Raw genomic sequence first — 25,836 nt, 5'->3', positions numbered from 1 at the left:
CTGTCGAGCGCGTGCCCGCCGCCGACGAGCCTGCCCAGCGGGCGCGCGTCGTCGTCCTGCTGTCGGGCACCGGCTCGCTGTGCGCGGCGCTGCTCGCCGCGACCGACGACCCCGCCTACCCGGCCACGGTGGTCGCCGTCGGCGCCGACCGGGAGGCAGCCGGGCTCGAGCACGCCCGCCGGCGGGGCCTGCCCACGTTCGTCTGCGCGCTCGGCGACCACCCCGACCGGGCCGCCTGGGACCGCGCGCTGGCCGCGGCCGTCGCGGAGTTCGAACCCGACCTGGTGGTGTCGGCCGGCTTCATGAAGATCGTCGGGCCGGCGGTGCTCGCGGCCTTCGAGGGCCGGCTGATCAACACCCACCCCGCGCTGCTGCCGCTGTTCCCCGGCGCCCACGCCGTGCGCGACGCCCTCGAGGCCGGCGCCGGCGTGACCGGATCGACGGTGCACCTGGTCGACGCCGGCGTCGACACCGGGCCGGTGCTCGCCCAGCGCGAGGTGCCCGTGCTGCCCGGCGACGACGAGGCCACCCTGCACGAGCGGATCAAGGACGTGGAGCGCGTGCTCCTGGTGGAGACCGTGGCGGCGTTCGTCACCCCACCACCGACAAGCCCGGCCCCGACGAGGAAGAGCCCCTGATGAGCGACCGCAGCCCCATCCGCCGCGCCCTGCTGGGCGTCTACGACAAGACCGGCATCGAGGAGCTCGCCCGCGGGCTGGCCGCCGCCGGCGTCGAGCTGGTCAGCACCGGGGCGACGGCCCGGCGCATCGCCGAGGCCGGGGTGCCCGTGACCCCGGTGGAGCAGGTCACCGGCTTCCCCGAGTGCCTCGACGGGCGGGTGAAGACGCTGCACCCCGCCGTGCACGCCGGCATCCTGGCCGACCGCCGCAAGGCCGACCACGTCGCCCAGCTCGATGAGCTCGGCATCGCCGCGTTCGACCTCGTGGTGGTCAACCTCTACCCGTTCACCGAGACGGTCGCCTCGGGCGCCTCGCCGGACGAGTGCGTCGAGCAGATCGACATCGGCGGCCCGGCGATGGTGCGGGCCGCTGCGAAGAACCACCCGTCGGTCGCCGTCGTCGTCGACCCGGCGCGCTACGACGACGTCCTGGCCGCCGTCTCCGCCGGCGGCTTCAGCCTGGCCGAGCGGCAGGGCCTCGCCGCTGCGGCCTTCCGGCACACCGCGAGCTACGACATCGCCGTCGCCTCCTGGATGGGCAACGTGCTCACCACCGACGACGACAGCGGCTTCCCCGCCTGGGCGGGCGCCGGCTGGGAGCGCGCGGAGGTGCTGCGCTACGGCGAGAACCCGCACCAGCAGGCCGCGCTCTACCGCGGCGTCCAGCCCGGGCTGGCGCACGCCGAGCAGCTGCACGGCAAGGCGATGTCCTACAACAACTACGTCGACACCGACGCCGCCTGGCGGGCCGCGCACGACCACGACGAGGCGTGCGTGGCGATCATCAAGCACGCCAACCCGTGCGGGATCGCCGTCGGCGCCGACATCGCCGCCGCCCACCGCAAGGCGCACGCCTGCGACCCGCTGTCGGCGTTCGGCGGGGTGATCGCGGCCAACCGGGAGGTCGACCTCACCATGGCCGAGCAGGTGGCCGAGGTGTTCACCGAGGTCGTCGTCGCGCCGTCGTTCACCGAGGACGCGCTGCGGGTGCTGACCGCGAAGAAGAACGTCCGCCTGCTGCGGCTGCCGCACCTGCCCGGCGCCGGCGCGGAGATGCGCCCGATCGGGGGCGGGCTGCTGCTGCAGACCGTCGACCGCATCGACGCCGCCGGCGACGACCCGACCACCTGGACCCTCGCCACCGGTGAGCCCCTGGACGCCGCCGGCCTGGACGACCTCGTCTTCGCCTGGCGGGCGGTGCGCGCGGTGAAGAGCAACGCCATCCTGCTGGCGCACGACCGGGCGACCGTCGGCGTGGGCATGGGGCAGGTCAACCGGGTGGACTCCGCGCGGCTGGCCGTCGCGCGGGCGGGGGAGCGGGCCGCCGGATCCGTGGCCGCCTCCGACGCGTTCTTCCCCTTCGCCGACGGCCTGCAGGTGCTGCTGGACGCGGGTGTGCGCGCCGTCGTCCAGCCCGGCGGGTCCGTGCGCGACGACGAGGTCGTGGCCGCGGCAGCGGCCGCAGGGGTGTCGCTGTACCTGACCGGTACGCGCCACTTCGCGCACTGATGCGCGGCACGCGCCCGCACGTCGGGCCGCCGGAGGCCGGTGCCGAGATCGAGGGGGAGGACTTCGCCCGGGTCGACTGGTGGGGCGCCGAGCTCGACGGCGTCACCTTCGTCCGCTGCCGCTTCGACGACGCCGGGCTGGAGGAGCTGGTCACCCGGCGCTGCGTGTTCGACGACTGCGTCCTGACCGGTGTCCGCATGGCCGGGGCGCGGCACTCCGGCACGGCCTTCCTCTCCTGCCGGTTCGACCGGGCCAAGCTCATCGACGTCACGTGGGACGGCTGCAAGCTGACCGGCTCGCAGTTCCCCGGCGCCGACATGCGGCCGATGACCGCGACGGAGTGCGACTGGAGCTATGCGGCGCTGCGCGGCGTCGACCTCTCCGGCCTGGACCTCTCCGGCCAGCGGTTCCGCGAGGCCGACCTGACCGACGCCGACCTGCGCGAGTGCGACCTCACCGGCGCCTCCCTGGACCGGACCCGGCTGCAGGGCACGAAGCTGCGCGGGGCGGACCTGCGCGGGGCGTCGACCGACGAGATCAACTGGCGCGCGTTCGACCTCACCGGCGTACGCCTGGACCTGGCCCAGGCCGTCCAGTTCACCCGCTCGCACGGGGCGCTGGTCGGGGACTGAGCCCGCTCAGCCCCGCGCCGGCTCCGTGCCGTACCGGGGCCGGGTCAGCAGCGCCTTGAGCCCGCCGAGCAGGCCGAGGACGGCGACGGCGATCGCGCACCAGAAACCGGGGCCGAAGGCGCCGAGGTCCCAGTCGGCCGCGATCAGCGGCACGAGCACCGCCCAGCAGACGAGCCCGCCGACCACCAGCGCGATCCCGCCCCACACCCGGTGGCTCCGGGCAGGCAGGAGCATCGGGACCCCGAGCACCAGCAGCACCGCGCCGCCCAGCACGATCACCAGCGGCTGCCAGAGGCCGGTGCCGACCAGGTCGCCGAACTCGTCGAAGCCGCGCCCCACCCAGTCCAGCCCGGTGGCCGGGTCGTCGTCCAGCCAGCGCAGCAGCAGGCTCGCCACGGCGGCGAGCCCGGCCAGCACCAGCAGCAGGCCGGCGAGCGGGTCCGGGCGGCGGAACACCGCACGCTCGGTGGCCCAGGGCGGTGCGGTGGCGTCGTCGGACGCGGGGTGCGCGCCCGCGGGCGAGGCGCCCGCCACCGGGATCGCGGTCGTGGCGGGTTCCTGCTCGCGCTCGGTCATCGAGGCACACCTCCGGTGCGTCTGCAGCAGGGGTGGGGACCCGCCCCCTGCCGCGAGCCTAGGACCGCGACGCCGCTGCGCGCGCCCCTCCGGCAGACTGTCGGTGTGCCCGCGACGACTCTGGACGGCAAGGCGACCGCGGCAGCGATCCGCGCCGAGCTCACCGAACGGGTGGCCGCCCTCAGCGCGGCCGGCCACCGCCCCGGTCTCGGCACGCTGCTGGTGGGTGACGACCCGGGCAGCCGCTGGTACGTCGGCGCCAAGCACTCCGACTGCGCCCAGGTCGGCATCGCCAGCATCCAGCGGGAGCTGCCCGCCGACGCCACCGAGCAGGACGTGCTCGACGTGGTCGCCGAGCTCAACGCCGACCCGGCGTGCACCGGCTACATCGTCCAGCTGCCGCTGCCCCGGCACATCGACGAGGCGCGGGTCCTGGAGGCGATGGACCCGGCCAAGGACGCCGACGGCCTGCACCCGGTGAACCTCGGCCGGCTGGTCCTGGGCGTGCCCGGGCCGCTGCCGTGCACGCCCCTGGGGATCGTCGAGCTGCTGCGCCGCCACGACGTCCCGCTGGCCGGCGCCGAGGTCGTGGTCATCGGCCGCGGCATCACCGTGGGTCGGCCGCTCGGGCTGCTGCTCACCCGCCGCTCGGAGAACGCCACGGTGACCCTCTGCCACACCGGCACCCGCGACCTCGCCGCGCAGACCCGCCGGGCCGACGTCGTGGTCGCCGCCGCCGGTGTGCCGGGCATCGTCACCGCCGACATGGTGCAGCCGGGCGCCGCCGTCCTCGACGTGGGCGTCAGCCGGGTGGACGGGAAGATCGCCGGCGACGTCGCTCCGGACGTCGTCGACGTCGCCGGGCACGTGGCACCGAACCCTGGGGGAGTGGGGCCCATGACCCGGGCGATGCTGCTGCAGAACGTGGTGCTCGCGGCCGAGCAGGCGGCCGCCCTCGAGGCGCAGCCGGCCTGACCGTGACGCGTCCGCCGCTCTACGTCCGCCGGCCCTTCCTGGCCGGCGTGGTCCGGCAGCTCCCGCTGCTGGCGGTGCTGCTCGCCGTCGGCGCCGGGCTGCTGCTGGTCACCTTCGAGCACTGGCGGATCGGCCTGGTCGTCGTCGGCCTCTCCCTCGTGGGGGCCTCCCTGCTGCGGCTGCTCCTCCCCGTCCGGCAGGTGGGGTTCCTCGCGGTGCGCAGCCGGGCCGTCGACGTCGTCCTGCTCGCCGGAGTGGGCCTCACGCTCACCGGCGTGGCGCTGGCGGTGCCGGGCACGTGACGCCCAGGGCAGCGCTCCGGAGCGACGGGGGCTAGGTTGGCGGCCATGGCAGCGCAGCCCAGAAACGGCAAGGTGACCGTCGTCGGCGCCGGGTTCTACGGCTCCACCACCGCTCTCCGTCTCGCGGAGTACGACATCTTCGAGACCGTCGTCCTCACCGACATCGTGGAGGGCAAGCCCGAGGGTCTGGCCCTCGACATGAACCAGTCCCGGCCCATCGAGGGCTTCGAGACCCGGGTCGTCGGCGTCGGGGGCGGCTCCTACGAGGGCACCGAGGGGTCCGACGTCGTCGTCGTCACCGCCGGCCTGCCCCGCAAGCCCGGCATGAGCCGGATGGACCTCATCGAGACCAACGCCGGCATCGTCCGCCAGGTATCGGAGAACATCGCGAAGACCTCGCCCGACGCCGTCGTCGTCGTCGTCTCCAACCCCCTCGACGAGATGACCGCGCTGGCGCAGCTGGCCACCCGGTTCCCGCACCAGCGGGTCATGGGTCAGGCCGGGATGCTCGACACCGCGCGCTTCTCCAACTTCGTCGCCGAGGAGCTCGGCGTGCCGGTCGGCACCGTGCGCACGCTGACCCTCGGATCGCACGGCGACACCATGGTGCCGGTGCCCTCCCGCTGCACGGTCGACGGCAGGCCGCTGTCCGACGTGCTGGCCGCCGACCGCATCGAGCACCTGGTCCAGCGCACCCGCAACGGGGGCGCCGAGGTGGTCGCCCTGCTGAAGACAGGTTCGGCCTACTACGCTCCGTCCGCCGCAGCCGCCCGGATGGCACGGGCGGTCATGGAGGACTCCGGCGCCGTGATGCCGGTGTGCACCTGGGTGGACGGCGAGTACGGCATCTCCGGGGTGTACCTGGGGGTGGAGGCCGAGATCGGCCGCGGGGGCGTGAAGCGCGTCGTCGAGAGCGACCTGGCGGACGACGAGCTGGCAGGTCTGCGCGAGGCGGCCGAAGCGGTGCGTGCCAAGCAGGCCGACGTAGCCGACCTCTGACCGAACGGGTCAGAGCTGCAGAGAGGGAAACCACCAACGTGAGCAAGATCAAGGTCGAGGGCACCGTCGTCGAGCTCGACGGCGACGAGATGACCCGGATCATCTGGCAGTTCATCAAGGACCAGCTGATCCTCCCCTACCTCGACGTCAACCTCGAGTACTACGACCTGGGCATGGAGTCGCGCGACGCGACCGACGACCAGATCACCATCGACTCCGCCAACGCCATCAAGAAGCACGGCGTCGGCGTCAAGTGCGCGACCATCACGCCGGACGAGGCGCGGGTCGAGGAGTTCGGCCTGAAGAAGATGTGGCGGTCCCCGAACGGGACGATCCGCAACATCCTCGGTGGCGTGATCTTCCGCGAGCCGATCATCATGCAGAACGTGCCGCGGCTGGTGCCGGGCTGGACGAAGCCGATCATCGTCGGCCGTCACGCCTACGGCGACCAGTACCGCGCCACCGACTTCACGTTCCCCTCCGCCGGGCGGCTCACCGTCACCTTCACCCCGGAGGACGGCTCCCAGCCGATCGAGCACGAGGTGTTCCAGGCCCCGGGCGCCGGCGTCTCGCTGTCGATGTACAACCTCGACGCGTCGATCTTCGACTTCGCCCGGGCCTCGCTGAACTACGGCCTGGACCGCGGCTACCCGGTGTACCTGTCCACGAAGAACACGATCCTCAAGGCCTACGACGGCCGGTTCAAGGACATCTTCGAGGAGGTCTTCCAGACCGAGTTCAAGGAGAAGTTCGACGCCGCCGGCATCACCTACGAGCACCGGCTGATCGACGACATGGTCGCCGCCTCGCTCAAGTGGGAGGGCGGCTACGTCTGGGCCTGCAAGAACTACGACGGTGACGTGCAGTCCGACACCGTGGCGCAGGGCTTCGGCTCGCTCGGCCTGATGACGTCGGTGCTCGCGACCCCGGACGGCCGCACGGTCGAGGCCGAGGCCGCGCACGGCACGGTGACCCGCCACTACCGGCAGCACCAGCAGGGCAAGGAGACGTCGACCAACCCGATCGCGTCGATCTTCGCCTGGACCCGGGGCCTCGCACACCGCGGCAAGCTGGACGGCACCCCCGAGGTCACCCGCTTCGCCGAGACCCTCGAGCGCGTCTGCATCGAGACCGTCGAGAGCGGCAAGATGACCAAGGACCTGGCGCTGCTGATCTCCAAGGACAGCCCCTGGCTGACCACCCAGGACTTCCTGGCGGCGATCGACACCAACCTGCAGAAGGCCATGGCCTGATGGTGCTGGCCTGACGTAGGCGCACACGCGCGGCGGCCCCCGCACCCGACCAGGGTGCGGGGGCCGTCGTGCGCCCGGGCGCCTGCGCGCGGGTCTCGGGCGCCCGGGCGGGCCGCCTGCGGCCTCGTGCGGAGAACGAGGGCTCTGCGCGCGCTGCCAGAGCCCTCGTTCACCGCACATGGCCCCTGTGGACGACGTCAGCGGGCACAGGCTCGCGCGCGGCATCCTGCGGGCGTGCCTCCACCCCGCCGTCCCGAAGCCCTCGTCGGCCGGGTGTTCCGGGGTGCGGACGCGCTGACCGCCGGTCTCCTGACGCGGGACTCGCTCCGTTCGTCGGCCTGGTGCCGTCTCTACCGAGGGGTCTACGCCGACGCCGCCCTGCCGCCGACCTTCGAACTCCGCGTCGCCGGGGCGTCGTTGATCGTGCCGTCGACAGGGGTGTTCAGCGGCCGCACCGCGGCGTACCTGCACGGTGCCCGGGACCTGGTGGACGCCAGGACGCCGGTCGAGGTCTCCGTGCCGCCGGCCGTCCGGTTCGGTCCCGTGGCCGGCCTGCGCATCCGGCGGGTGCCCCTGCTCGACCCGGACGTCGTGGTCGTGCGTCGGCGTCGGTGCACCACCGGACTGCGCACCGCCCTGGACATCGCGCGGGTGGAGCCGCTCGTCGAGGCAGTGGTCGCCCTCGACGTCCTCCTCAGCCTGGTCGTCGTCGGGCGGGGTGAACTGGCAGAAGCGGCAGACGCTCTGGGTGGGGCCCGGGGCGCCCGCCGGGCGCAGCGTGCGGTCGCCATGGCGGATCCGCGGTCGGAGAGCCAGCCGGAGACGCGACTCAGGGTCCTGATGGAGCTCGCCGGACTGATCGCTACGCCTCAGCACACGATCCGCGACGCGGCGGGGGAGTTCGTCGCCCGCGTGGACCTGGCCTTCCCCGAGAGTCGAGTGGCGATCGAGTACGACGGGGCCTGGCACGCCGAACCCGGGCAGTTCCGGCGCGATCGCCGTCGGCTCAACCGGTTGGTGGAGGCGGGGTGGACGGTCCTGCACGTCACCGCGGCCGATCTCCGGGACCCGGAGGCGCTCATCGCTCGCATCCGGGCCCTCGTCGACAGGCCTCGTGCGCGGAAGTAGGGCTCCGCACCGACGCGCAGGGCCCCACTTCCGCGCACAAGGGCGCATGGTGCCGCTCGGACGCGCGGGGTGGTCAGCCGAAGAGCTGGGTCCACCAGGGCCCACCGGCGCCGGTGGCGACGCCGAGGCCGAGGCGGGTGAGCCGGCAGTCGAGGATGTTCGCGCGGTGGCCGGGGCTGTTCATCCAGCTGTCCATCACGTCGGCCGCGTCCTGCTGACCCCGGGCGATGTTCTCGGCCAGGGCGGCGACCCCCGCGAGGCCGGCGCGCTGGAACGGGTTCTGCCCGGAGGGGTTGTCGTGGGCGAAGAATCCCCGGTCGCGCATGTCCGCGCTGTGCGCACGGGCGACGGCGGCCAGCCCCGCGTCGGCGACCAGGGGTCCGCACCCGGCCTCGGCGCGGGCGGCGTTGGTCAGCGCCAGCACCTCGCCCTCGATCCCCGTGGCCGCCGGGGTGGCCGCGGCGAGGGGAGCGGGCGGCGGGGCCGCGGCCGAGGTCTCCCGCGGCGTGGTGGCAGCTGCCGAGGAGCGGGGGGACGTCGTCGGCGCATCGGCGGCGGTGGTCGACGCGGGCGCCTCGGGGGCCTCGGATGCGGGCGGCGGCACCTCGGCGGGGGCGGGCGGCGGGGCCGCGGCCGACGAGGACGGGCCGGCGCCCGGTGCCGTCGGGGCCGGGGAGGGGTCGGGGAACGCCGAGGTGGAGGACTCCGCCGACGACGGCCCGGCCGACGGGGACCCCGACGGCGAGCCGATCGACGACGGGGCGAGCGCGACCGAGGACCTCCCCGGCGCGGGCACGGACACCGGCACGGCGAGGACCACCGCCGTCACCGCCACCGTCACGGCGATTCCCAGGCCGAGCCGTCGGCCGTGGCGCCCCAGCCAGTGGCGGAGGAGCAGTCGCGCCGCCCGGACGGGGGCGGTGAGGCGGGCGGACAGCGGGGGACCGGAAGGCCGGTGGTGCATACGGATCCTCAGAATGATCACGATCTGTTATCAAGCCGAGACTAACCGTGCGCGCCGCGTTGCGGTAGCCCCGAGCGCGGAGAACTCCCCACCCGACCGGGGCAGCTGTGCGTATGACGCGCGTGCCGGGCGTGCAGCATGGACCGGGCACCATGGACCCGTCCGTCCCGTCCCGAGATCCCGAGGAGCACGCCGCCGGTGAGCGACGTATGGCTCAACATCGTCATGGTCGTCGCGTTCGTCCTGGTCGGCGGCGTCTTCGCCGGCGCCGAGATCGCGCTGGTCTCGCTGCGCGAGTCGCAGGTCCGTGCGATGGCCGAGCAGGGCGGCCGTCGCGGCCAGGCGGTGCAGAAGCTGCTCAAGGACCCCAACCAGTTCCTGGCCGCCGTCCAGGTCGGGGTCACCCTGGCCGGGTTCTTCTCCGCCGCCTTCGGTGCCAGCACGCTGTCCGCGCCGCTGGCCGACTGGTTGGAGACCCGCGGGATGAGCGAGGGCCTGTCCGGCACGCTGGCCCTGGTGCTGGTCACGATCGCGATCAGCTACGTCTCGCTGGTCGTCGGTGAGCTGACCCCCAAGCGCCTGGCGCTGCAGCGGGCCGAGGGGTTCTCGCTGCTCGTCGCCGCGCCGCTGAACGCCATCGCCAAGCTGTCCCGCCCGGTCATCTGGCTGCTGTCGAAGTCGACCAACGGCCTGGTGCGGCTCGTCGGGGCAGACCCCAAGGCCAGCGGCGAGGCCATCAGCCAGGAGGAGCTGCGCGACCTGGTGGCGGCGCACGAGTCGCTGAGCAGCGACGAGCGCCGGCTCATCGACGAGGTCTTCCGGGCCGGTGAGCGCGAGGTCCGCGAGGTGATGACGCCCCGCACCGAGGTCCAGTTCCTGGACGCCTCCATGACGGCCAGCCGGGCGGCGAAGCTGGTCGCGGAGTCCAACTGGTCCCGCTTCCCGGTCGCCGGCCGGGACCAGGACGACGTCCTGGGCTTCGCGCACGTCCGCGACCTGTTCCTGCCCACCCACGCGGCCGGCCGCGCGGCCACCGTCGGGGACCTGGCGCGCGAGGTGAAGCGGCTGCCGGGCACCGCCGGGGTCCTGACCGCGCTCAGCGAGATGCGCCGGGAGAACCAGCACCTGGCCATCGTCGTCGACGAGTACGGCGGCACCGACGGCATCGTGACCCTCGAGGACCTCATCGAGGAGGTCATCGGGGAGATCTACGACGAGTACGACGAGGAGGTCGCCCCCGACGGCAAGCAGTCACCCGACGCCCCGCGGGAGGTCGACGGCCTGCTCAACCTGGACGACTTCGCCGAGGCCACCGGTCTGGCGCTGCCCGAGGGGCCGTACGAGACGGCGGCGGGCTTCGTGCTGGCCGAGCTCGGCCGGCTGCCCGAGGTCGGCGACGCGGTCGAGATCGAGGGTCGCCGGCTGGAGGTGCTGGAGCTCGACGGACGACGGATCGCCCGGCTGCGCGTCAGCCCGCCCCCCGCCCCGGTGTCCGAGGACGGCGAGAGCGGCGAGACCTCCGCCGGCTGACCCGCGTCAGCGACGGGCCTGCGCGACCTCCCAGGCGTCGCGGACGATGCCCACCAGGTCCGTGTGCTTCGGCGTCCAGCCCAGGTCGGCGCGGATGCGGTCGCTGGAGGCCACCAGCTGGGCGGGGTCGCCGGCCCGCCGCTCGCCCAGGGTGACCGGGACCGGGTGGCCGGTGACCTCCCGGACCGCCTCGACGACCTCCTGCACCGAGAAGCCGGTGCCGTTGCCGAGGTTGTAGATCCGGTGCTCGCCGGCCGCCGGGGCGGGCAGGGCCAGCAGGTGTGCGTCGGAGAGGTCCTCGACGTGCACGTAGTCGCGGATGCAGGTGCCGTCGGGCGTCGGGTAGTCCTGGCCGAACACGGTCAGGGACTCCCGCTGCCCGGAGGCCACCTGGAGCGCCAGGGGGATCAGGTGCGTCTCGGTGGCGTGCCGCTCGCCGAGGCCGTACGCGGCGCCGGCCACGTTGAAGTAGCGCAGGCTCACCGCCGCGAACCCGTGCGCGACGGCGTAGGAGGTGAGCATGTGGTCCACGGCGAGCTTCGAGGCGCCGTAGGTGTTGGTCGGCCGGGTCGGGGCGTCCTCCCGGATCGGCACCTGGTCGGGCTCGCCGTAGGTCGCCGCCGTCGAGGAGAAGACGATCCGCCGGCAGTCGGCTGCCCGCATCCCCTCGAGCAGCGCGAAGGTGCCGCCGACGTTGGTGTCCCAGTACTCCTCCGGCCGCTGCTGGGAGACCCCGACCAGCGACTTGGCCGCGAAGTGCAGCACGCCCTCCGGTCGGAGCTCCGCCAGGACCGGGGCGGAGTCGTGCAGCGACACCTGGGCCAGCGTGGCCCCCTCGGGCACCGCGTCCGCATGGCCGGTCGAGAGGTCGTCCAGGACGGTGACCTCGTGACCGTCGGCCAGCAGGGCCGCCGTCACTACGCTGCCGATGTAGCCGGCTCCGCCGGCGACCAGTACGCGCATGGGGCACACCCTACGAGGGCTGCCCCGGAGGTGGAGGAAGTCGTGGTCAGGGCCCGGCCAGCCGTGCAGTCGCTCCCGGTCTACAAGCCCGGCCGCAATCCGGCCGACCTGGCGCGGGAGATCGGGGTCGAGCGGGCGGTGAAGCTGGCCAGCAACGAGGTCGCCTTCCCGCCGCTGCCCGCCGTCGTCCAGGCCGTGACCGCAGCGGTGACCGAGACCAACCGCTACCCGGACAACGGCGCGGTGGTCCTCACCCGGGCGCTGGCCGACCGGTACGGCGTGGACCCCGCGCAGGTGGCCACCGGCTGCGGCGCCGTCGCCATCTGCCAGGAGCTGGCCCAGGCCTACAACGACCCGGGCACGAGCATCGCCTTCGCCTGGCGCTCCTTCGAGATGTACCCGCTGCTGGCGCGGGTCGCCGGCGCCCGCGCCGTCCAGGTGCCGCTGGTCGCAGGCCGGGACGGCGGCTCGCCCGACACCCACGACCTCGAGGCGCTGGCCGCTCAGATCGACGACACCACCCGGCTCGTCTTCGTCTGCAACCCGAACAACCCCACCGGGACGGCGGTCCGCCGGCCCGAGCTGGAGCGGTTCCTCGACGCGGTCCCGGCCGAGACCCTCGTGGTCCTGGACGAGGCCTACCGGGAGTTCGTCACCGACCCCGAGGTGCCCGACGGCGTCGAGCTGATGCGCGGCCGGCCGAACGTCGCCGTCCTCCGCACGTTCTCCAAGGCCTGGGGCCTGGCCGGCCTGCGGGTGGGCTACCTGCTGGCCGAGGACCCGGCGGTGGCCGAGGCCGTGCGCAAGACGCACCTCCCCTTCAGCGTCGGCATGGTGGCGCAGGCGGCCGCCGTCGCGGCGCTGGCCAGCGAGGACGAGGTGCGCCGCCGGTGCGCGGCCGTCACCGAGGAGCGGGCGCGGCTGACCGGGGCGCTGCGCGACCGTGGCCTGGAGGTCGCCGACAGCCAGGCGAACTTCGTCTGGCTGCCGGTGGGGGAGCGGACGGCGGAGCTCGCCGCGGCCCTCGAGGCCCGTGCGGTGATCACCCGGCCGTTCGCCGGTGAGGGGATCCGGGTCACCGTCGGCACTCCCGAGGAGGACGACGTCTTCCTCGCCGCGCTCGACGACGCCCTCGGCGGCGCGGCCCGCTGAAAGAGGACCCCGTCCCGGGGCCCACCCCTCGCAGGCTCCGGGCGGGCCCCGGGACGGGGCCGGCCGGCGGCTGGTTTGATGGCCGACGTGGCTCTTCCCCGAGTGCTGTCCGGCATCCAGCCGACCGCCGGCTCCTTCCACCTCGGCAACTACCTGGGTGCGCTGCGGCAGTGGGTCGACCTCCAGGACTCCGCCGAGGCCTTCTACTGCGTCGTCGACCTGCACGCGATCACCGTCGCGCAGGACCCCGCGGAGCTCCGGCGCAACACCCTGACGTCGGCCGCCCAGCTGCTCGCCCTGGGCGTCGACCCGTCGCGCAGCGCGCTGTTCGTCCAGAGCCACGTGCCGGAGCACGCGCAGCTGGGCTGGGTGATGCAGTGCCTCACCGGCTTCGGTGAGGCCAGCCGGATGACCCAGTTCAAGGACAAGAGCCAGCGGCAGGGCTCGGCCAACACCACGGTCGGTTTGTTCACCTACCCGGTGCTGCAGGTGGCCGACATCCTGCTGTACCAGGCCGCACGGGTGCCCGTGGGCGAGGACCAGCGCCAGCACCTGGAGCTGACCCGCGACCTCGCCGTCCGCTTCAACGGCCGGTTCGGCGAGACGTTCACCGTGCCCGAGGCGTTCATCCCGCCCGGCGCGGCGAAGATCCTGGACCTGCAGACCCCCGAGAAGCAGATGAGCAAGAGCCTGCCCGGGGCCGGCTGCGTGTTCCTGCTCGACGAGCCGAAGGTGACGGCGAAGAAGATCCGCTCGGCGGTCACCGACACCGGCCGCGAGATCGTCGCCGACGCCGCCAACAAGCCCGGCGTCACCAACCTGCTGACCATCCACAGCGCGTTGTCGGGGCGCACCGTCGCCCAGCTGGAGCAGGACTTCGCGGGACGGGGCTACGGCGACCTGAAGAAGGAGCTCGCCGAGGTCGTCACCGAGTTCGTCACCCCGGTACAGCAGCGGACCCAGGAACTCCTGGACGACCGGGCCGAGCTCGAGCGGATCCTCGCCGGTGGCGCCGCGCGGGCCCGCGAGGTGGCGGCCCGGACACTGGCGCAGGCGTACGACCGGGTGGGCTTCCTCCCGCCGGCGGGGTCCCCGGCATGAACGACGACACCTTCGTCGGCCGGCTGCAGGGGCCGCCGGAGACGGCGCTGCTCGGCGTGATCGTGCCGGTGCCCGACCCGTGGGCGGCGCTGCTGGTCGACTGGCGGACGAAGGTCGGCGACCCGCAGGCGACGCTGGTGCCGCCGCACGTGACGCTCCTCCCGCCGACGGAGGTGCCGGTCGGGGACCGCGACGCGATCACCCGGCACCTCGAGGAGGTCGCCGCGGCGCACCCGCCGTTCGACATGCACCTGGCGGGCACCGGCACCTTCCGGCCGGTCTCCGACGTGGTGTTCGTGGCCGTGGCGCGGGGCATCGGCAACTGCGAGCTGCTGGCCGACGACGTCCGCCAGGGACCGCTGGCCCGGACGCTCTCCTTCCCGTACCACCCGCACGTGACCGTGGCCCACGACGTCCCGACCGACATGCAGGAGCTCGCCTACAGCGGGCTGCAGGACCTGTCGGCGGAGTTCCGCGTCGAGCACTTCACCGAGTTCGAGCAGACCGCCGCCGGTGGGTGGACGGTCGCCCGCGAGTACCGGCTCACCGGACCCGAACGCCGATGAAGGACCCCCTCGCCCCCCGGCGCTCGCAGGCTCGCGTCGGGACCCTGCGAGGGAGCCGCGCAGGCGCAGGACTCGGGCGGTGAGTTCAGCCCGTTCCGGCGAGCCGCCGCCGTCCAAGGCCTGGTGGACCCGGTTGTACGACCGCGTCGAGGCGGGCCTGGACGCCGGGCGGGCGCGCTTCGGCTGGTTCGACCACCTGGCCCGCGCCGGTGGCCGCTACCAGCGCACCCAGGGCGACCTGATGGCGGCCGGTGTCACCTACTTCGCCTTCCTGGCGCTCTTCCCCGTCCTGTTGCTGGTCGCCTCGGTGATCGGGCTGGTGATCGCCGGCGACGAGCTGCTCCAGCGGGAGCTGTTCACCGCGATCCGGGAGACCTTCCCCGGCGCGCTGGGCCGCCGGCTGGTCGAGCAGCTGTCGGGGGCCATCGACTCCGCCGGCTTCGTCGGACTCATCGGGCTGGCCGGTTTCCTCTACGCCGGCCTACGGACCATGGACAAGCTCCGGGTCGGCATGGAGCGCATCTGGAAGGGGCGGGTGGACGAACCGGAGTTCCTCCGCGACAACGTGCAGGACATCGTCGCCCTGGTCGTGCTGGGTGCGGTCGGGGTCGCGAGCCTCGGGCTGACCGGCGTGGTCACCCAGGCGTCGTCCCGGGTGCTGGACTTCCTCGACCTCGCCGACGAGCCCGGCTACGGGGTGCTCACCTGGCTGATCGGCATCGGACTGGCCATGATCGGCGACGTCGTCGTCTTCCTGTGGCTGCTGCGGGTGGTGCCCGGCGTCAACCACCCGCTGCGCCGGCTGCTGCCCGGCGCGCTCTTCGGCGCGCTCGGCTTCGAGGTGCTCAAGGTGATCGGCGGCTACTACCTCTCGCTCATCTCCGACAGCGTCACGGCCTCGGCGTTCGGTGGCGCCGTGGGCGTGCTGGTCTGGATCAACCTGGTGGCCCGGTTCGCCTTCTTCACCGCCGCCTGGACGGCCACCGGCCTCGAGGCGGAGCAGCCGGCGCCGGTCGAGCCGTCGCCGCAGCGCGACGACGGGCAGCCCGCCGGCGAGCCAGCACCAGCGTCGCGCTGAGCGCCACGCCGGCCAGACCGAGACCGCCCACCGCGGGGGCGGAGAGCAGCGCGGCGGACGACGCCGCCGCCGTCCCCGTGCCCGCGGGGGGGCTGGTCGGCGTCGGTTCGGCGGTCGGGGTGCGGCTGGGAGTGGCCGTCGCCACCAGCTCGTCGGCCCGGACGAGCCGGCCGACCCCCTCGGCGCCGGCCGGGACGGCGAACCCCCAGTCCAGCAGCAGCGCCGCCTGGTCGGCCGCCCGGAGCGGCACGTTCTCCGTGTCCAGGACGCTCACCACCAGCCGGCGGCCGTCCCGCTCGGCGCCGGCCACGAACGTGTGGCGGGCGGCGTCGGTGAAGCCGGTCTTGCCGCCCAGGATGCCGGGATAGCCCGCCAGCGGGTTCTGGTTCTGGATCTGGAAGCCCGGCGCCCGGCCGTCCACGGGCGGGATGTCCGCGACCGGGGTGCCCAGCACGGCCGTCGCGGCCGGGTCCTCCAACAGCGCCCGGAAGATCAGCGCCAGGTCGTAGGCCGAGGAGGACTGGCCGGCGACGTCCAGTCCGGACGGCGTCCCGGCGACCGTGTCGTACGCGCCCAGCTCGGCCGCCGTCCGGTTCATCAGGGCCACGGTCGCCCGGTCGCCGCCGGCCGCGCGGGCCAGGGCGTTCGCCGCGTCGTTGCCCGACTGCAGGACCAGCGCCTCGAACAGCAGCGGGACGGGGTACTGCCCGCCGGCCACGAGCCCCACCCGGCTGCCCTCGACGGCCTCGTCCTCTCCGGTGCCGGTCACGACGGCGGCCGGGTCGAGGCGGTGCAGCAGCGTGAGCAGGGTGAGCGCCTTGAGCGTGCTGGCCGGGTAGTAGCGGCCGTGCGGGTCACGGGCGGCCAGCACCCGACCGGTCGTGGCGTCCGCGACCAGCCATGCCGACGCCGTCAGGCCCTGGGGGAGCGGTGGTGAGTCGTCGGCCACGACCGTCCCGCGCGCCGCGAGCGCCCTGCCACCCACCGTGCTCCCGTCCGGCGCCGTCCCGCGGTCGGGGAGCCCGGTGAGGGGTGCCGAGGGGGTCGCGGCGTCGAGGTCCACGGTGGGTCCCGCGGAGGTGCCGGAGGCCCCCGCGGGGGCCGGCGCCGCGGCCGCGCCGGCCGCCGGCAGGAGCACGGCGACCGCGACGGCGACGCCGCTCAGCAGGCCGGCGCGGCGGCGAACGGGCATGCCGCCACCGTATGCGAGCGTGACCTGCGACACCGCCGTCCGGTCCCCGGTGCCCGAAGGGATGAGCCTTCGCAACGATCGGGTCTCAGTCCGGGCCAGACGTTGTAGACCACTCGGTGGGCGCGGTTAGCGTCGTCGCCGGTGTCCTGCCGTGCCCGCACAGCGGGTGGCGGGCATCGATGAACCTGATTCCCCGGGACACCGCATCGCCACGAGGCGGGCGGGTCCCCCCAGAGAGGAGATCGTCTTGCGCCCTGCGCGGATGACGAAGGCCGCGGCGCTGCTGCTGGCCGGCAGCCTGGCCCTGGCGGCCTGTGCCAGCGACGACGAGAACAGCTCCGGTGGCACCAGCGGCGGTGGCGAGGGCGACCTCAAGGTGGGTGTCGCCTACGACACCGGCGGTCGCGGCGACAAGTCCTTCAACGACTCGGCGATCGCCGGTGTCGAGGCGGCCGTCAAGGCCGCCGGCGGCGACGTCAAGGAGGACATCCAGGAGCTCTCGCCGAACGCGGACGGCTCCGACCGCGCCGAGCTGCTGACCCAGCTCGCCGAGAACGACTTCAACCCGGTCATCGCCGTCGGCTTCGCCTACGGGGACATCATCGGCGACATCGCCGCCGAGTACCCGGACACCCAGTTCGCCATCGTCGACACCTCCGTCTCGGAGATGGGCGTGGACAACCTCACCGGTCTGGTCTTCGCCGAGGAGGAGGGCAGCTTCCTCGCCGGCGTCGCCGCCGCGTCGAAGAGCGCCACGGGTCACGTCGGTTTCGTGGGTGGCCAGGAGAGCCCGCTGATCGGCAAGTTCCAGGCGGGCTTCGAGGCCGGCGCCAAGGCCGTGAACCCGGACGTCATCGTCGACGTCAAGTACCTCTCGCCGGCCGGTGACCCCTCCGGCTTCGGTGACCCCGAGGGCGGCAAGGTCGCGGCGCAGGGCATGTACCAGGCGGGCGCGGACATCGTCTTCCACGCCGCTGGTGGTTCCGGTGAGGGCGTCTTCGAGGCGGCCGTCGAGGCCGGTCAGCGCGCCATCGGCGTCGACTCCGACCAGTACCTGAGCGCCTCGGCCGAGCAGCAGGCCGTGATCATGACGTCGATGCTCAAGCGGGTCGACAACGCCGTCGAGGGCTACATCGAGGACTTCGCCGCGGGCGACCTCGAGGGCGGCAGCGACATCCTGAACGACCTGGAGACCGGCGGCATCGCCCTGTCGACCTCCGGCGGCTTCATCGACGACATCCAGGACGTCATCGAGGACTACCGCCAGCAGATCATCGACGGCGACATCGAGGTCCCGACCACCCCGTGATCTCCGGCGCGGGCCCGCCTTCCCGGTGGGCCTGCGCCGAACCGGATCGGTCCACGGCGGGCCCGGGTGCGCATGCGCCCGGGCCCGCCGTCGTGATCCAGGGGGGACCGGCCGCGGGGGCGGGCGGTGACCGCGGGACGCGGTGCGGGATCATGCCCGTGCCGCATCCGGCGGCCGGTGGCCGCACCCGGTCCCGGCAGGACCCGGTGGGAGACGCACGACCTGCTCCCCGCCGGTGCAGACGAGTGGACGTGCGCCGCCGACCCGCGGCCGCACCGCGAGAGAGAGGCCCACCATGGCCGCAGCAGGAGCGACCGGTTCCCCGCCGGGGGACGGCGCCCCGTACGCCGTCGAGCTGCGTGGCATCACCAAGCGCTTCCCCGGTGTCGTCGCCAACCGCGACATCGAGCTGCGCGTCCGGCGCGGCGAGGTGCACGCCATCGTCGGCGAGAACGGCGCGGGCAAGTCCACGCTGATGAAGACGCTGTACGGGATGCACCGCCCCGACGAGGGCACGATCCTGCTCGACGGCCGCGAGACCCAGCTGCGCAGCCCGTCCGACGCGATCGCCGCCGGCATCGGCATGGTCCACCAGCACTTCATGCTGGCCGACAACTTCACCGTCCTGGAGAACATCGTCCTGGGCAGCGAGCCGACCAGGGGGGGCCGGCTCGACCGGGCCGAGGCCGGGCGCCGCATCCGCGAGCTCTCCGACCGCTACGCGCTCAACCTCGAGCCCGACGTGCTGGTCGAGGACCTCGGCGTCGGCGACCGGCAGCGCGTCGAGATCGCCAAGGTCCTCTACCGCGGCGCCACCACGCTGATCCTCGACGAGCCGACCGCCGTCCTCGTCCCGCAGGAGGTCGACGAGCTCTTCGGCAACCTGGGTGAGCTCAAGCGCGAGGGCCTCACGGTCATCTTCATCTCGCACAAGCTCGACGAGGTCCGCAAGGTCGCCGACTCGATCACCGTGATCCGGCGCGGCACCACCGTGGGCACCGCCGACCCGCGGACGACGACTGCGCGCCAGCTGGCCGAGCTGATGGTCGGCTCCGAGCTCCCCTCCCCGGAGACCCGGTCGTCGACGGTCCGCGAGAAGCCCGTCCTCCAGCTGACCGGCCTCACGGTCCCTTCCCTCGTCGGCCGTCCCGCGGTCGACGACGTCGCGCTCACCGTGCGCGAGGGCGAGGTCGTGGGCATCGCCGGGGTCGAGGGCAACGGCCAGGCCGAGCTCGTCGAGGCGGTCATGGGGCTGCGCTCGCTGGCCTCGGGCACGGTGTCGTTCGCCGGCCAGGACATCACCCGCTGGAGCACCCGGGCCCGCCGCGAGGCCGGCCTGGGCTTCATCCCGGAGGACCGGCACCGCCAGGGCATGCTGCTGGACGCCCCGCTCTGGGAGAACCGGATCCTGGGCCACCAGACCCGCCCGCCGGCGGTGAAGGGCTGGTTCATCGACCGCCGCTCCGCCCGGGCCGACACCGAGCGCATCATGCGCGAGTACGACGTCCGCGCCCCCGGGCCGGACACGCCGGCCGGCGCCCTGTCCGGCGGCAACCAGCAGAAGCTGATCATCGGGCGCGAGATGAGCGCCGCTCCCAAGCTGCTGATCGCCGCCCACCCCACGCGGGGTGTCGACGTCGGCGCGCAGGCGTCCATCTGGGAGCTGCTCAAGGACGCCCGCGCGGAGGGGATGGGGATCCTGTTGATCTCGGCGGACCTGGACGAGCTGATCGGCCTGTCCGACACGCTGCACGTGATGCTGCGCGGCCGGCTGGTGGCCTCGCTCGACCCGTCGTCGCTGACGCCGGAGGAGCTGGGCGGCCACATGACCGGCGCCCACGACGGCTCGGTGGGTGCCGCGTGAGCGCCCTCCGCCGCATCGGGGCGTCGCTGTTCGCGCCCGCGCTCGCCGTCGTCGTCGCGATCGTCCTGACCGCTGTCGTCATCCTGCTGATCGGGCAGGACCCGGCGGTGGCGCTGCGCGTGCTGTTCGACTTCGGGGACACCCCGGCGCAGCAGACCCAGTCGATCGTGGTGATCCTCAACCGCGCCGTCCCGCTGTTCCTGTCGGGCCTGGCGGTCGCGGTCGCCTTCCGCATGGGGCTGTTCAACATCGGCGTCGAGGGCCAGTACCGCATGGCCACCGTCATCGCCGCCGGTGCCGGTGCGGCCGTCGTGCTGCCCGCGCCGCTGCACGTCCTGCTGATCATCGTGGTCGCCATGGCCGTCGGCGCCGTCTGGGCCGGCATCGTCGCCGTCCTCAAGGTCACCCGCGGCGTCAGCGAGGTGATCAGCTCGATCATGCTGAACTTCATCGCGCTCGGCACCGCCTCGTTCCTGCTCACCGGCCCCCTGCGGGGCAGCGAGGAGGGCGCGGCGATCATCACCACGACCGACATCCCCGAGTCCGGTCGCTTCCCCGCGATCAACGGGGTGTTCGACCTGCTCGGCCTCGAGCAGCCGCGCGGCCAGCTCTTCGGCTTCCTGCTCGTGGCGGTCGTCGTGGGAGTGGTCGTCTCGGTGCTCATCAAGCGGACCCGGTTCGGCTTCGACCTGCGGGCCACCGGGCTGTCGCCGTCGGCGGCCACCGCCAGCGGCATCGACGCCCGCGCCATGGTCATCAAGACGATGCTGATCTCCGGTGCGATCGCAGGCCTGATCGGCCTGCCCGACCTGCTGGGCGACACCCACCACTTCGGCACCGAGTTCACCGCCGGCCTGGGCTTCCTCGGCATCGCCGTCGCGCTGCTCGGCCGCAACTCCCCGGTCGGCATCGCGTTCGCCGCGCTGCTGTTCGCCTTCCTCGACCGGGCGGCGGTGCCGCTGCAGTTCGCCGACATCCCGGCGTCGGTGGTCACGATCATCCAGGGCACCATCGTGCTCTCGGTGGTCGTCGCCAACGAGGTCGCCAAGCAGCTCACCCGCCGTCGCGCCGGCCGGGCCAGCGGCCAGGGCGACTCCGGCACCGCCGACGGCGGGACCTCCGCCGGCCCCGGTGGCCCGGTCGGCACCCGCATCACCGACGACCGCCAGGAGGCCGGGGCATGAGCACCGCGACGTCCGCACCCCCGGCTCCCGGCGCGAACCGGGGACCGCTGACCGAGCTCTTCCTCGGTGGCGGCCGCAGCCGCCGGATCGCCTGGCTGTTCGTCGGCCTGATGCTGCTGATGTCCGCCGTCCGGATCATCTCCGGCGAGCAGGCGCTGACCTCGTCGTCGACGTTCGCCGCGGCGCTGCTGCTCGCCGTGCCGATCGGCCTGGCCGCGCTCGGCGGCCTGTTCGCCGAGCGCGCGGGCGTGGTGAACATCGGCCTCGAGGGGATGATGATCCTCGGCACCTGGGGCGCCGGCTGGGCCGGCTACCAGTGGGGCTGGGGCGCCGCGATCATCGGCGGTGCCGTCTTCGGCGCCGTGGGCGGGCTGCTGCACGCCGTCGCCACGGTGACCTTCGGCGTCGACCACGTCGTCTCCGGTGTGGCGATCAACATCCTGGCCGAGGGCGTCGTCCGCTTCCTCTCCGAGCTGCTGTACGCCGGTGGGACCGAGGGCGGTGGCGTCACCCAGTCCCCGGCGCTGGCGAGCCGGCCACCGAGCTTCTCGCTGCCGGTGCTGTCCAGCGGTCCGGACCTCCTGGGGGACGTCGAACGCGCGCACTGGTTCCTGGTCTCCGACGTCGCCGGGCTGCTGCGCGGCCTGACCAGCGGCGTGGGCGTCCTGACCCTGCTCGCGGTGCTGCTGGTGCCCGCCAGCTACCTGCTGCTGTGGCGCACCGCCTTCGGGCTCCGGCTGCGCTCCTGCGGTGAGAACCCCGCCGCCGCGGACACCCTCGGGGTGCCGGTCTACCGGCTGAAGTACATCGCGGTGATCATCTCCGGCGCTCTCGCCGGCCTCGGCGGTGTGGCGCTGGTGTTCGTCGCCAACATCTACCGCGAGGGGCAGACCGGTGGCCGCGGGTTCATCGGCCTGGCGGCGCTGATCTTCGGCAACTGGCGGCCCGGCGGCCTGGCCGCCGGTGCGGGGCTCTTCGGCTTCGCCGACGGTCTGCAGCTGCGCAGCCGCGGCGCCGTCGTGGCGCTGCTGCTGCTGATCGCGATCCTGCTGCTGGCCGTCGCCTTCTACCAGGTCGGCCGCCGCCGGCTCGTCCAGGCGGTGCTGGCCGTCGTCTTCGCCGCCGCCAGCCTGGTCGCCTACCTGACCATCGAGGAGCTGCCCGAGGGCATCGTCTCCTTCACCCCGCACCTGATCACGCTGCTGGTGCTCTCGCTTGCCGCGCAGCGGCTGCGAATGCCCAAGGCCGACGGTCTGGTGTACCGACGAGGGGACCACTAGTGACCGCCCTGCCCGAGCCGGACTGGGACGCCCTGCGGGCCGCCGCCCGCGAGGCCATGACCCATGCCTACGCGCCGTACTCGAAGTTCCCGGTCGGCGTCGCCGGGCTGGTGGACGACGGCCGCGTGGTGACCGGCTGCAACGTGGAGAACGCGTCCTACGGGCTGGCCCTGTGCGCCGAGTGCGGGATGGTCAGCGACCTCGCCCGCAGCGGTGGCGGGCGGCTGGTGGCCGTGGCCTGCGTCGGCGGGGACGGGCAGCCGCTGATGCCGTGCGGTCGCTGCCGGCAGCTGCTGTGGGAGCACGGGGGAGCGGACATGCTCATCGAGACGGTGTCCCTGGGCATCGTGCCCATGCGCGAGGTGCTGCCCGACGCGTTCGGGCCGGACGACCTGGTCGCGGCGGCGGAGCGGGGGCAGGGCTGATGGCCGGGCACGACGCGATCGACGTCATCCGGGCGAAGCGGGACGGCGTCGAGCTCTCCGGCGAGCAGATCCGCTGGGTCATCGACGCCTACACCCGCGGCGCGGTGCCCGACGAGCAGATGAGCGCGCTGCTCATGGCGGTGTTCTTCCGGGGCATGGCCGCGGGCGAGCTGGCGGCCTGGACGCAGGCGATGATCGACTCCGGGGAGCGGAAGGACCTCTCGTCGCTGGGCCGACCGACGGCGGACAAGCACTCCACCGGGGGCGTCGGCGACAAGATCACCCTGCCGCTCGCGCCGCTGGTCGCCGCCTGCGGCGTCGCGGTGCCCCAGCTGTCGGGTCGGGGGCTCGGTCACACCGGCGGCACCCTGGACAAGCTGGAGTCGATCCCGGGCTGGCGCGCCGACGTGCACGAGGAGGCCTACCTGGCCCAGCTGCGCGAGGTCGGGGCGGTGATCTGCGCGGCGGGCAACGACCTGGCGCCGGCGGACAAGCTGCTCTACGCGCTGCGCGACGTCACCGGCACCGTGGAGTCGATCCCGCTGATCGCCAGCTCGATCATGAGCAAGAAGATCGCCGAGGGCGCCGACGCGCTGGTGCTGGACGTGAAGACCGGCTCGGGTGCGTTCATGAAGAGCGCCGAGGACGCCCGCACGCTGGCCCGCACCATGGTCGGCCTCGGCACGGCGGCCGGCGTCCGCACGGTGGCCCTGGTGACGGCGATGGACCGGCCGCTGGGCCGGTCCGCCGGCAACGCGGTCGAGGTGGCCGAGTCCGTCGAGGTCCTCGCCGGTGGCGGGCCGGCCGACGTCGTCGAGCTGACCCTCGCGCTGGCGCGGGAGATGCTGGCCGGCGCCGGCCGCCCGGACGTCGACCCCGCCGACGCGCTGCGCGACGGCCGGGCCATGGACGTGTGGCGGCGGATGATCGCCGCGCAGGGCGGCGACCCCGACGCGCCCCTGCCGGAGCCGGCCGAGACCCACGTGGTGACGGCCCCGGCCAGTGGCACGCTGACCCGGCTCGACGCCTACGCCCTGGGCGTCGCCGCCTGGCGGCTGGGTGCCGGCCGGGCCCGCAAGGAGGACCCGGTGTCGGCCGCGGCGGGGATCACCTGGACCGCCGGGGTGGGGGAGCAGGTGACCGCCGGCCAGCCGCTGCTCGAGCTGCAGACCGACGACGCCGCCCGCCTGCCACGGGCGCTGGAGGCGTTGGAGGGCGCGATCGGCGTCGACACCGACGACACGCCCCTTCCCCTCGTCCTGGAGCGCATCACGGCGTGACGAGCGGGGGCCCGGGGCGTCCCAGCTCCATAGGGGACACTGTCTTCTCGTGACACGGACTCCCGCGGCCCCCGAGGTGCGGCCGGTGCCCAGCGGTGCCCCGCTCGACCCGGACGCCGCGATCTCCATCCGCGGGCTGGTCAAGCGCTACGGCGACTTCACCGCGGTCGACGGGCTGGACCTCGACATCCAGCGCGGCGAGATCTTCGCCCTGCTCGGGCCCAACGGCGCCGGCAAGACGACGACGGTGGAGATCTGCGAGGGCTACCGCGGCCGCGACGCCGGTGAGGTCCGCGTGCTGGGCGCCGACCCCGCCGCGGGCACCCGCCGCTGGAAGGCGCAGCTGGGCATCGTGCTGCAGTCCGGCGGCGGCGACAGCCAGCTGTCGGTGCGGGAGCTGGTGCGCGCGCAGGCGTCGTACTACCCGCGTCCGCGCGACGCCGACGAGGTGCTGGAGCTGGTGGGCCTCACCGAGAAGGCCGGCGTCCGCGCCAAGGCGCTCTCCGGCGGGCAGCGCCGCCGGCTCGACGTCGCGCTGGGGATCGTCGGCGGGCCGACGCTGCTGTTCCTCGACGAGCCGACGACCGGCTTCGACCCCGAGGCCCGGCGGCAGTTCTGGTCGCTGATCCGGTCGCTGCGCGACCTGGGCACCACCATGCTGCTGACCACGCACTACCTCGACGAGGCCGAGGCGCTGGCCGACCAGGTGGGCGTGATCGCCCGCGGACGGCTCGCCGAGGTGGCCGTGCCCTCCGCCCTCGGCGGGCGCGAGACGGCACCGGCGGTGGTCAGCTGGACCGAGGGCGGCGCCCGCCGCACCGAGGCCACCGCGACCCCCACCGCCTTCGTGCGGGGCCTGGCCGAGCGCTTCCCCGGCGAGGTGCCGGACCTGGTGGTCGCCCGGCCCACGCTGGAGGACGTCTACCTGCGGATGATCGGCGAGGGCGAGCGTGCGGGCAGCACCGCGGCCGCCGGTGAGGGAGTGTCCCGATGACGACCACCGAGCCCGCCCGCGAGGCGGCCCTCCCGTCACTGACCTCCGTCTACCGCTCCCGCGCGGTCGTCGAGCTCAAGGAGTTCTTCCGCCAGCGCGAGTCGGTGGTCTTCACGCTCCTCCTGCCGGTGCTGCTGCTGACGGTCTTCGGCGCGGTGCTGAACTTCGAGCTGTCCGACGGCGTCAGCTTCACCCAGTACTTCATGGCCGGGATCATCGCCGCCGGCATCCTCGGCGCCAGCCTGCAGAACATGGCGATCAGCATCGCCACCGAGCGCTCCGACGGCACCCTCAAGCACCTGGCCGGCACCCCGATGCCGCGCAGCGCCTTCTTCGTGGGCAAGGTCGTCCAGGTCCTCGCGGTGACCGTGGCGATCATCGTCGTGCTGCTGCTGATCGGCGTCGTCTTCTACGACATCGACCTGCCGTCGGGCTCGGACTGGGTCGTCTTCGCCTGGGTGTCGGCGCTCGGGGCCGCGGCGTGCACGCTGCTGGGCATCGCGCTGTCGAGCCTGGCGAAGAACGGCCGCTCGGCGTCGGCGACGGTGACCCCGTTCGCGCTGGTGCTGCAGTTCATCTCCGGCGTCTTCTTCCAGTTCAGCGAGATCCCGACCTGGATGCAGACCGTCGCCGCGATCTTCCCGCTGAAGTGGATGGCCCAGGGGCTGCGGTCGGTGTTCCTGCCCGACTCGCTGGTCGCCGACGAGCCGGCCGGTTCGTGGGAGCTGGGCCGGGTGGCGCTGGTGCTGGCCGTCTGGTGCGTCGTCGGGCTGTTCCTGTGCGTCAAGACCTTCCGCTGGCAGGACCGGCGCTAGCACGGGACCCCGGAGCGGGACCGGAGGCGATGACACCGCGGTCCTCCGGAGTGGGGGCCGGAGGTGATGACACCGCGGTCCTCCGG

At 73.8% G+C, this 25,836-nt stretch carries 25 protein-coding genes; 21 read left to right on the top strand and 4 right to left on the bottom strand.

From position 1 onward, the window contains the following. The first annotated feature begins 11 nt into the window (after positions 1–11). Genes purN through GCU60_RS10350 form a run of 3 tightly spaced genes read left to right on the top strand, consistent with a single transcriptional unit; the run spans position 12 to position 2,820 of the window. On the top strand, positions 12–638 hold the full coding sequence (gene purN / locus GCU60_RS10360; RefSeq protein WP_163204884.1) for a phosphoribosylglycinamide formyltransferase: 627 nt from the start codon (positions 12–14) through the stop codon (positions 636–638). Further along, on the top strand, positions 638–2,188 hold the full coding sequence (purH, locus tag GCU60_RS10355; RefSeq protein ID WP_163204882.1) for a bifunctional phosphoribosylaminoimidazolecarboxamide formyltransferase/IMP cyclohydrolase: 1,551 nt from the start codon (positions 638–640) through the stop codon (positions 2,186–2,188). Before purN ends, purH begins: the two co-directional genes overlap by 1 nt. Then, complete coding sequence (locus tag GCU60_RS10350; RefSeq protein ID WP_163204879.1) at positions 2,188–2,820, top strand: pentapeptide repeat-containing protein; 633 nt, start codon at positions 2,188–2,190, stop codon at positions 2,818–2,820. The genes purH and GCU60_RS10350 overlap by 1 nt, the downstream gene beginning before the upstream one ends. A 6-nt stretch (positions 2,821–2,826) precedes the next feature. Here the strand turns inward: GCU60_RS10350 and GCU60_RS10345 are convergent, their stop codons facing one another. Further along, positions 2,827–3,396, bottom strand: coding sequence for a hypothetical protein (locus tag GCU60_RS10345; RefSeq protein WP_204261801.1), 570 nt, complete (start codon positions 3,394–3,396; stop codon positions 2,827–2,829). A 105-nt stretch (positions 3,397–3,501) separates the two neighbouring features. Between GCU60_RS10345 and GCU60_RS10340 the strand changes: the two genes are divergently transcribed. The 5 genes from GCU60_RS10340 to GCU60_RS21575 all read left to right on the top strand — a co-directional run bounded on the left by GCU60_RS10340 (position 3,502) and on the right by GCU60_RS21575 (position 8,053). Beyond that, positions 3,502–4,371 (top strand): bifunctional methylenetetrahydrofolate dehydrogenase/methenyltetrahydrofolate cyclohydrolase, encoded by an 870-nt coding sequence (locus GCU60_RS10340; RefSeq protein WP_163204877.1) that lies wholly within the window; start codon positions 3,502–3,504, stop codon positions 4,369–4,371. Positions 4,372–4,373: 2 nt separating this feature from the next. After that, positions 4,374–4,673: a DUF3017 domain-containing protein gene (locus GCU60_RS10335; RefSeq protein ID WP_163204876.1), complete on the top strand. Its 300-nt coding sequence runs from the start codon at positions 4,374–4,376 to the stop codon at positions 4,671–4,673. Between the two features lie 45 nt (positions 4,674–4,718). Next, positions 4,719–5,672: a malate dehydrogenase gene (gene mdh / locus GCU60_RS10330; protein WP_163204874.1), complete on the top strand. Its 954-nt coding sequence runs from the start codon at positions 4,719–4,721 to the stop codon at positions 5,670–5,672. 38 nt (positions 5,673–5,710) lie between these two features. Continuing rightward, positions 5,711–6,925 (top strand): NADP-dependent isocitrate dehydrogenase, encoded by a 1,215-nt coding sequence (locus tag GCU60_RS10325; protein ID WP_163204872.1) that lies wholly within the window; start codon positions 5,711–5,713, stop codon positions 6,923–6,925. A gap of 234 nt (positions 6,926–7,159) precedes the next feature. Then, on the top strand, positions 7,160–8,053 hold the full coding sequence (locus GCU60_RS21575; protein ID WP_163204870.1) for a DUF559 domain-containing protein: 894 nt from the start codon (positions 7,160–7,162) through the stop codon (positions 8,051–8,053). A gap of 73 nt (positions 8,054–8,126) precedes the next feature. Here the strand turns inward: GCU60_RS21575 and GCU60_RS10315 are convergent, their stop codons facing one another. Then, on the bottom strand, positions 8,127–9,017 hold the full coding sequence (locus GCU60_RS10315; protein WP_163204867.1) for a CAP domain-containing protein: 891 nt from the start codon (positions 9,015–9,017) through the stop codon (positions 8,127–8,129). A gap of 198 nt (positions 9,018–9,215) precedes the next feature. On the opposite strand from GCU60_RS10315, the gene GCU60_RS10310 reads away from it, so the two are divergent. Then, a complete protein-coding gene (locus GCU60_RS10310; protein ID WP_163204865.1) occupies positions 9,216–10,547 on the top strand; it encodes a CNNM domain-containing protein in 1,332 nt (443 codons plus the stop codon). Positions 10,548–10,553: 6 nt separating this feature from the next. Here GCU60_RS10310 and galE read toward each other — a convergent pair whose 3' ends face one another. Beyond that, positions 10,554–11,510: a UDP-glucose 4-epimerase GalE gene (gene galE, locus GCU60_RS10305; RefSeq protein WP_163204863.1), complete on the bottom strand. Its 957-nt coding sequence runs from the start codon at positions 11,508–11,510 to the stop codon at positions 10,554–10,556. A gap of 30 nt (positions 11,511–11,540) precedes the next feature. Between galE and hisC the strand changes: the two genes are divergently transcribed. The 4 genes from hisC (at position 11,541) to GCU60_RS10285 (ending at position 15,407) form a co-directional block, all read left to right on the top strand. Then, positions 11,541–12,662 (top strand): histidinol-phosphate transaminase, encoded by a 1,122-nt coding sequence (gene hisC, locus GCU60_RS10300; protein ID WP_345770522.1) that lies wholly within the window; start codon positions 11,541–11,543, stop codon positions 12,660–12,662. 78 nt (positions 12,663–12,740) lie between these two features. Then, the gene (gene trpS, locus GCU60_RS10295; protein ID WP_163204859.1) at positions 12,741–13,763 is read left to right on the top strand and encodes a tryptophan--tRNA ligase; all 1,023 of its coding nucleotides are present in this window, start codon (positions 12,741–12,743) and stop codon (positions 13,761–13,763) included. Beyond that, positions 13,760–14,329: a 2'-5' RNA ligase family protein gene (locus tag GCU60_RS10290; protein WP_163204857.1), complete on the top strand. Its 570-nt coding sequence runs from the start codon at positions 13,760–13,762 to the stop codon at positions 14,327–14,329. Before trpS ends, GCU60_RS10290 begins: the two co-directional genes overlap by 4 nt. A 79-nt stretch (positions 14,330–14,408) precedes the next feature. Further along, positions 14,409–15,407, top strand: a complete 999-nt coding sequence (locus GCU60_RS10285; RefSeq protein ID WP_345770521.1) for a YihY/virulence factor BrkB family protein — start codon at positions 14,409–14,411, stop codon at positions 15,405–15,407. Here the strand turns inward: GCU60_RS10285 and GCU60_RS10280 are convergent. After that, complete coding sequence (locus GCU60_RS10280) at positions 15,292–16,599, bottom strand: D-alanyl-D-alanine carboxypeptidase family protein (protein WP_163204855.1); 1,308 nt, start codon at positions 16,597–16,599, stop codon at positions 15,292–15,294. The genes GCU60_RS10285 and GCU60_RS10280 overlap by 116 nt on opposite strands. Before the next feature lie 262 nt (positions 16,600–16,861). Between GCU60_RS10280 and GCU60_RS10275 the strand changes: the two genes are divergently transcribed. The 8 genes from GCU60_RS10275 to GCU60_RS10240 all read left to right on the top strand — a co-directional run bounded on the left by GCU60_RS10275 (position 16,862) and on the right by GCU60_RS10240 (position 25,750). Next, complete coding sequence (locus GCU60_RS10275; protein ID WP_163204853.1) at positions 16,862–17,908, top strand: BMP family lipoprotein; 1,047 nt, start codon at positions 16,862–16,864, stop codon at positions 17,906–17,908. 295 nt (positions 17,909–18,203) lie between these two features. Then, positions 18,204–19,772 carry an ABC transporter ATP-binding protein gene (locus GCU60_RS10270; RefSeq protein ID WP_163204851.1) on the top strand — a complete coding sequence of 523 codons (1,569 nt, stop codon included), beginning with the start codon at positions 18,204–18,206 and terminating at the stop codon, positions 19,770–19,772. Further along, positions 19,769–20,956 (top strand): ABC transporter permease subunit, encoded by a 1,188-nt coding sequence (locus tag GCU60_RS10265; RefSeq protein WP_163204843.1) that lies wholly within the window; start codon positions 19,769–19,771, stop codon positions 20,954–20,956. The genes GCU60_RS10270 and GCU60_RS10265 overlap by 4 nt, the downstream gene beginning before the upstream one ends. Beyond that, positions 20,953–22,236, top strand: a complete 1,284-nt coding sequence (locus GCU60_RS10260; RefSeq protein WP_163204841.1) for an ABC transporter permease — start codon at positions 20,953–20,955, stop codon at positions 22,234–22,236. The genes GCU60_RS10265 and GCU60_RS10260 overlap by 4 nt, the downstream gene beginning before the upstream one ends. Beyond that, positions 22,236–22,661, top strand: a complete 426-nt coding sequence (locus tag GCU60_RS10255; protein ID WP_345770520.1) for a cytidine deaminase — start codon at positions 22,236–22,238, stop codon at positions 22,659–22,661. The genes GCU60_RS10260 and GCU60_RS10255 overlap by 1 nt, the downstream gene beginning before the upstream one ends. After that, positions 22,661–23,941 carry a thymidine phosphorylase gene (locus GCU60_RS10250; protein WP_163204839.1) on the top strand — a complete coding sequence of 427 codons (1,281 nt, stop codon included), beginning with the start codon at positions 22,661–22,663 and terminating at the stop codon, positions 23,939–23,941. The genes GCU60_RS10255 and GCU60_RS10250 overlap by 1 nt, the downstream gene beginning before the upstream one ends. A gap of 49 nt (positions 23,942–23,990) precedes the next feature. Then, positions 23,991–24,935 carry an ABC transporter ATP-binding protein gene (locus GCU60_RS10245; protein ID WP_345770519.1) on the top strand — a complete coding sequence of 315 codons (945 nt, stop codon included), beginning with the start codon at positions 23,991–23,993 and terminating at the stop codon, positions 24,933–24,935. Continuing rightward, on the top strand, positions 24,932–25,750 hold the full coding sequence (locus tag GCU60_RS10240) for an ABC transporter permease (RefSeq protein WP_163204837.1): 819 nt from the start codon (positions 24,932–24,934) through the stop codon (positions 25,748–25,750). The genes GCU60_RS10245 and GCU60_RS10240 overlap by 4 nt, the downstream gene beginning before the upstream one ends. The last annotated feature ends 86 nt before the right edge of the window (positions 25,751–25,836 follow it).

It is taken from the genome of Blastococcus saxobsidens (assembly GCF_010682065.1).
Taxonomy (GTDB): domain Bacteria; phylum Actinomycetota; class Actinomycetes; order Mycobacteriales; family Geodermatophilaceae; genus Blastococcus; species Blastococcus saxobsidens_B.
This window is presented reverse-complemented; position numbering and strand designations above follow the sequence as displayed.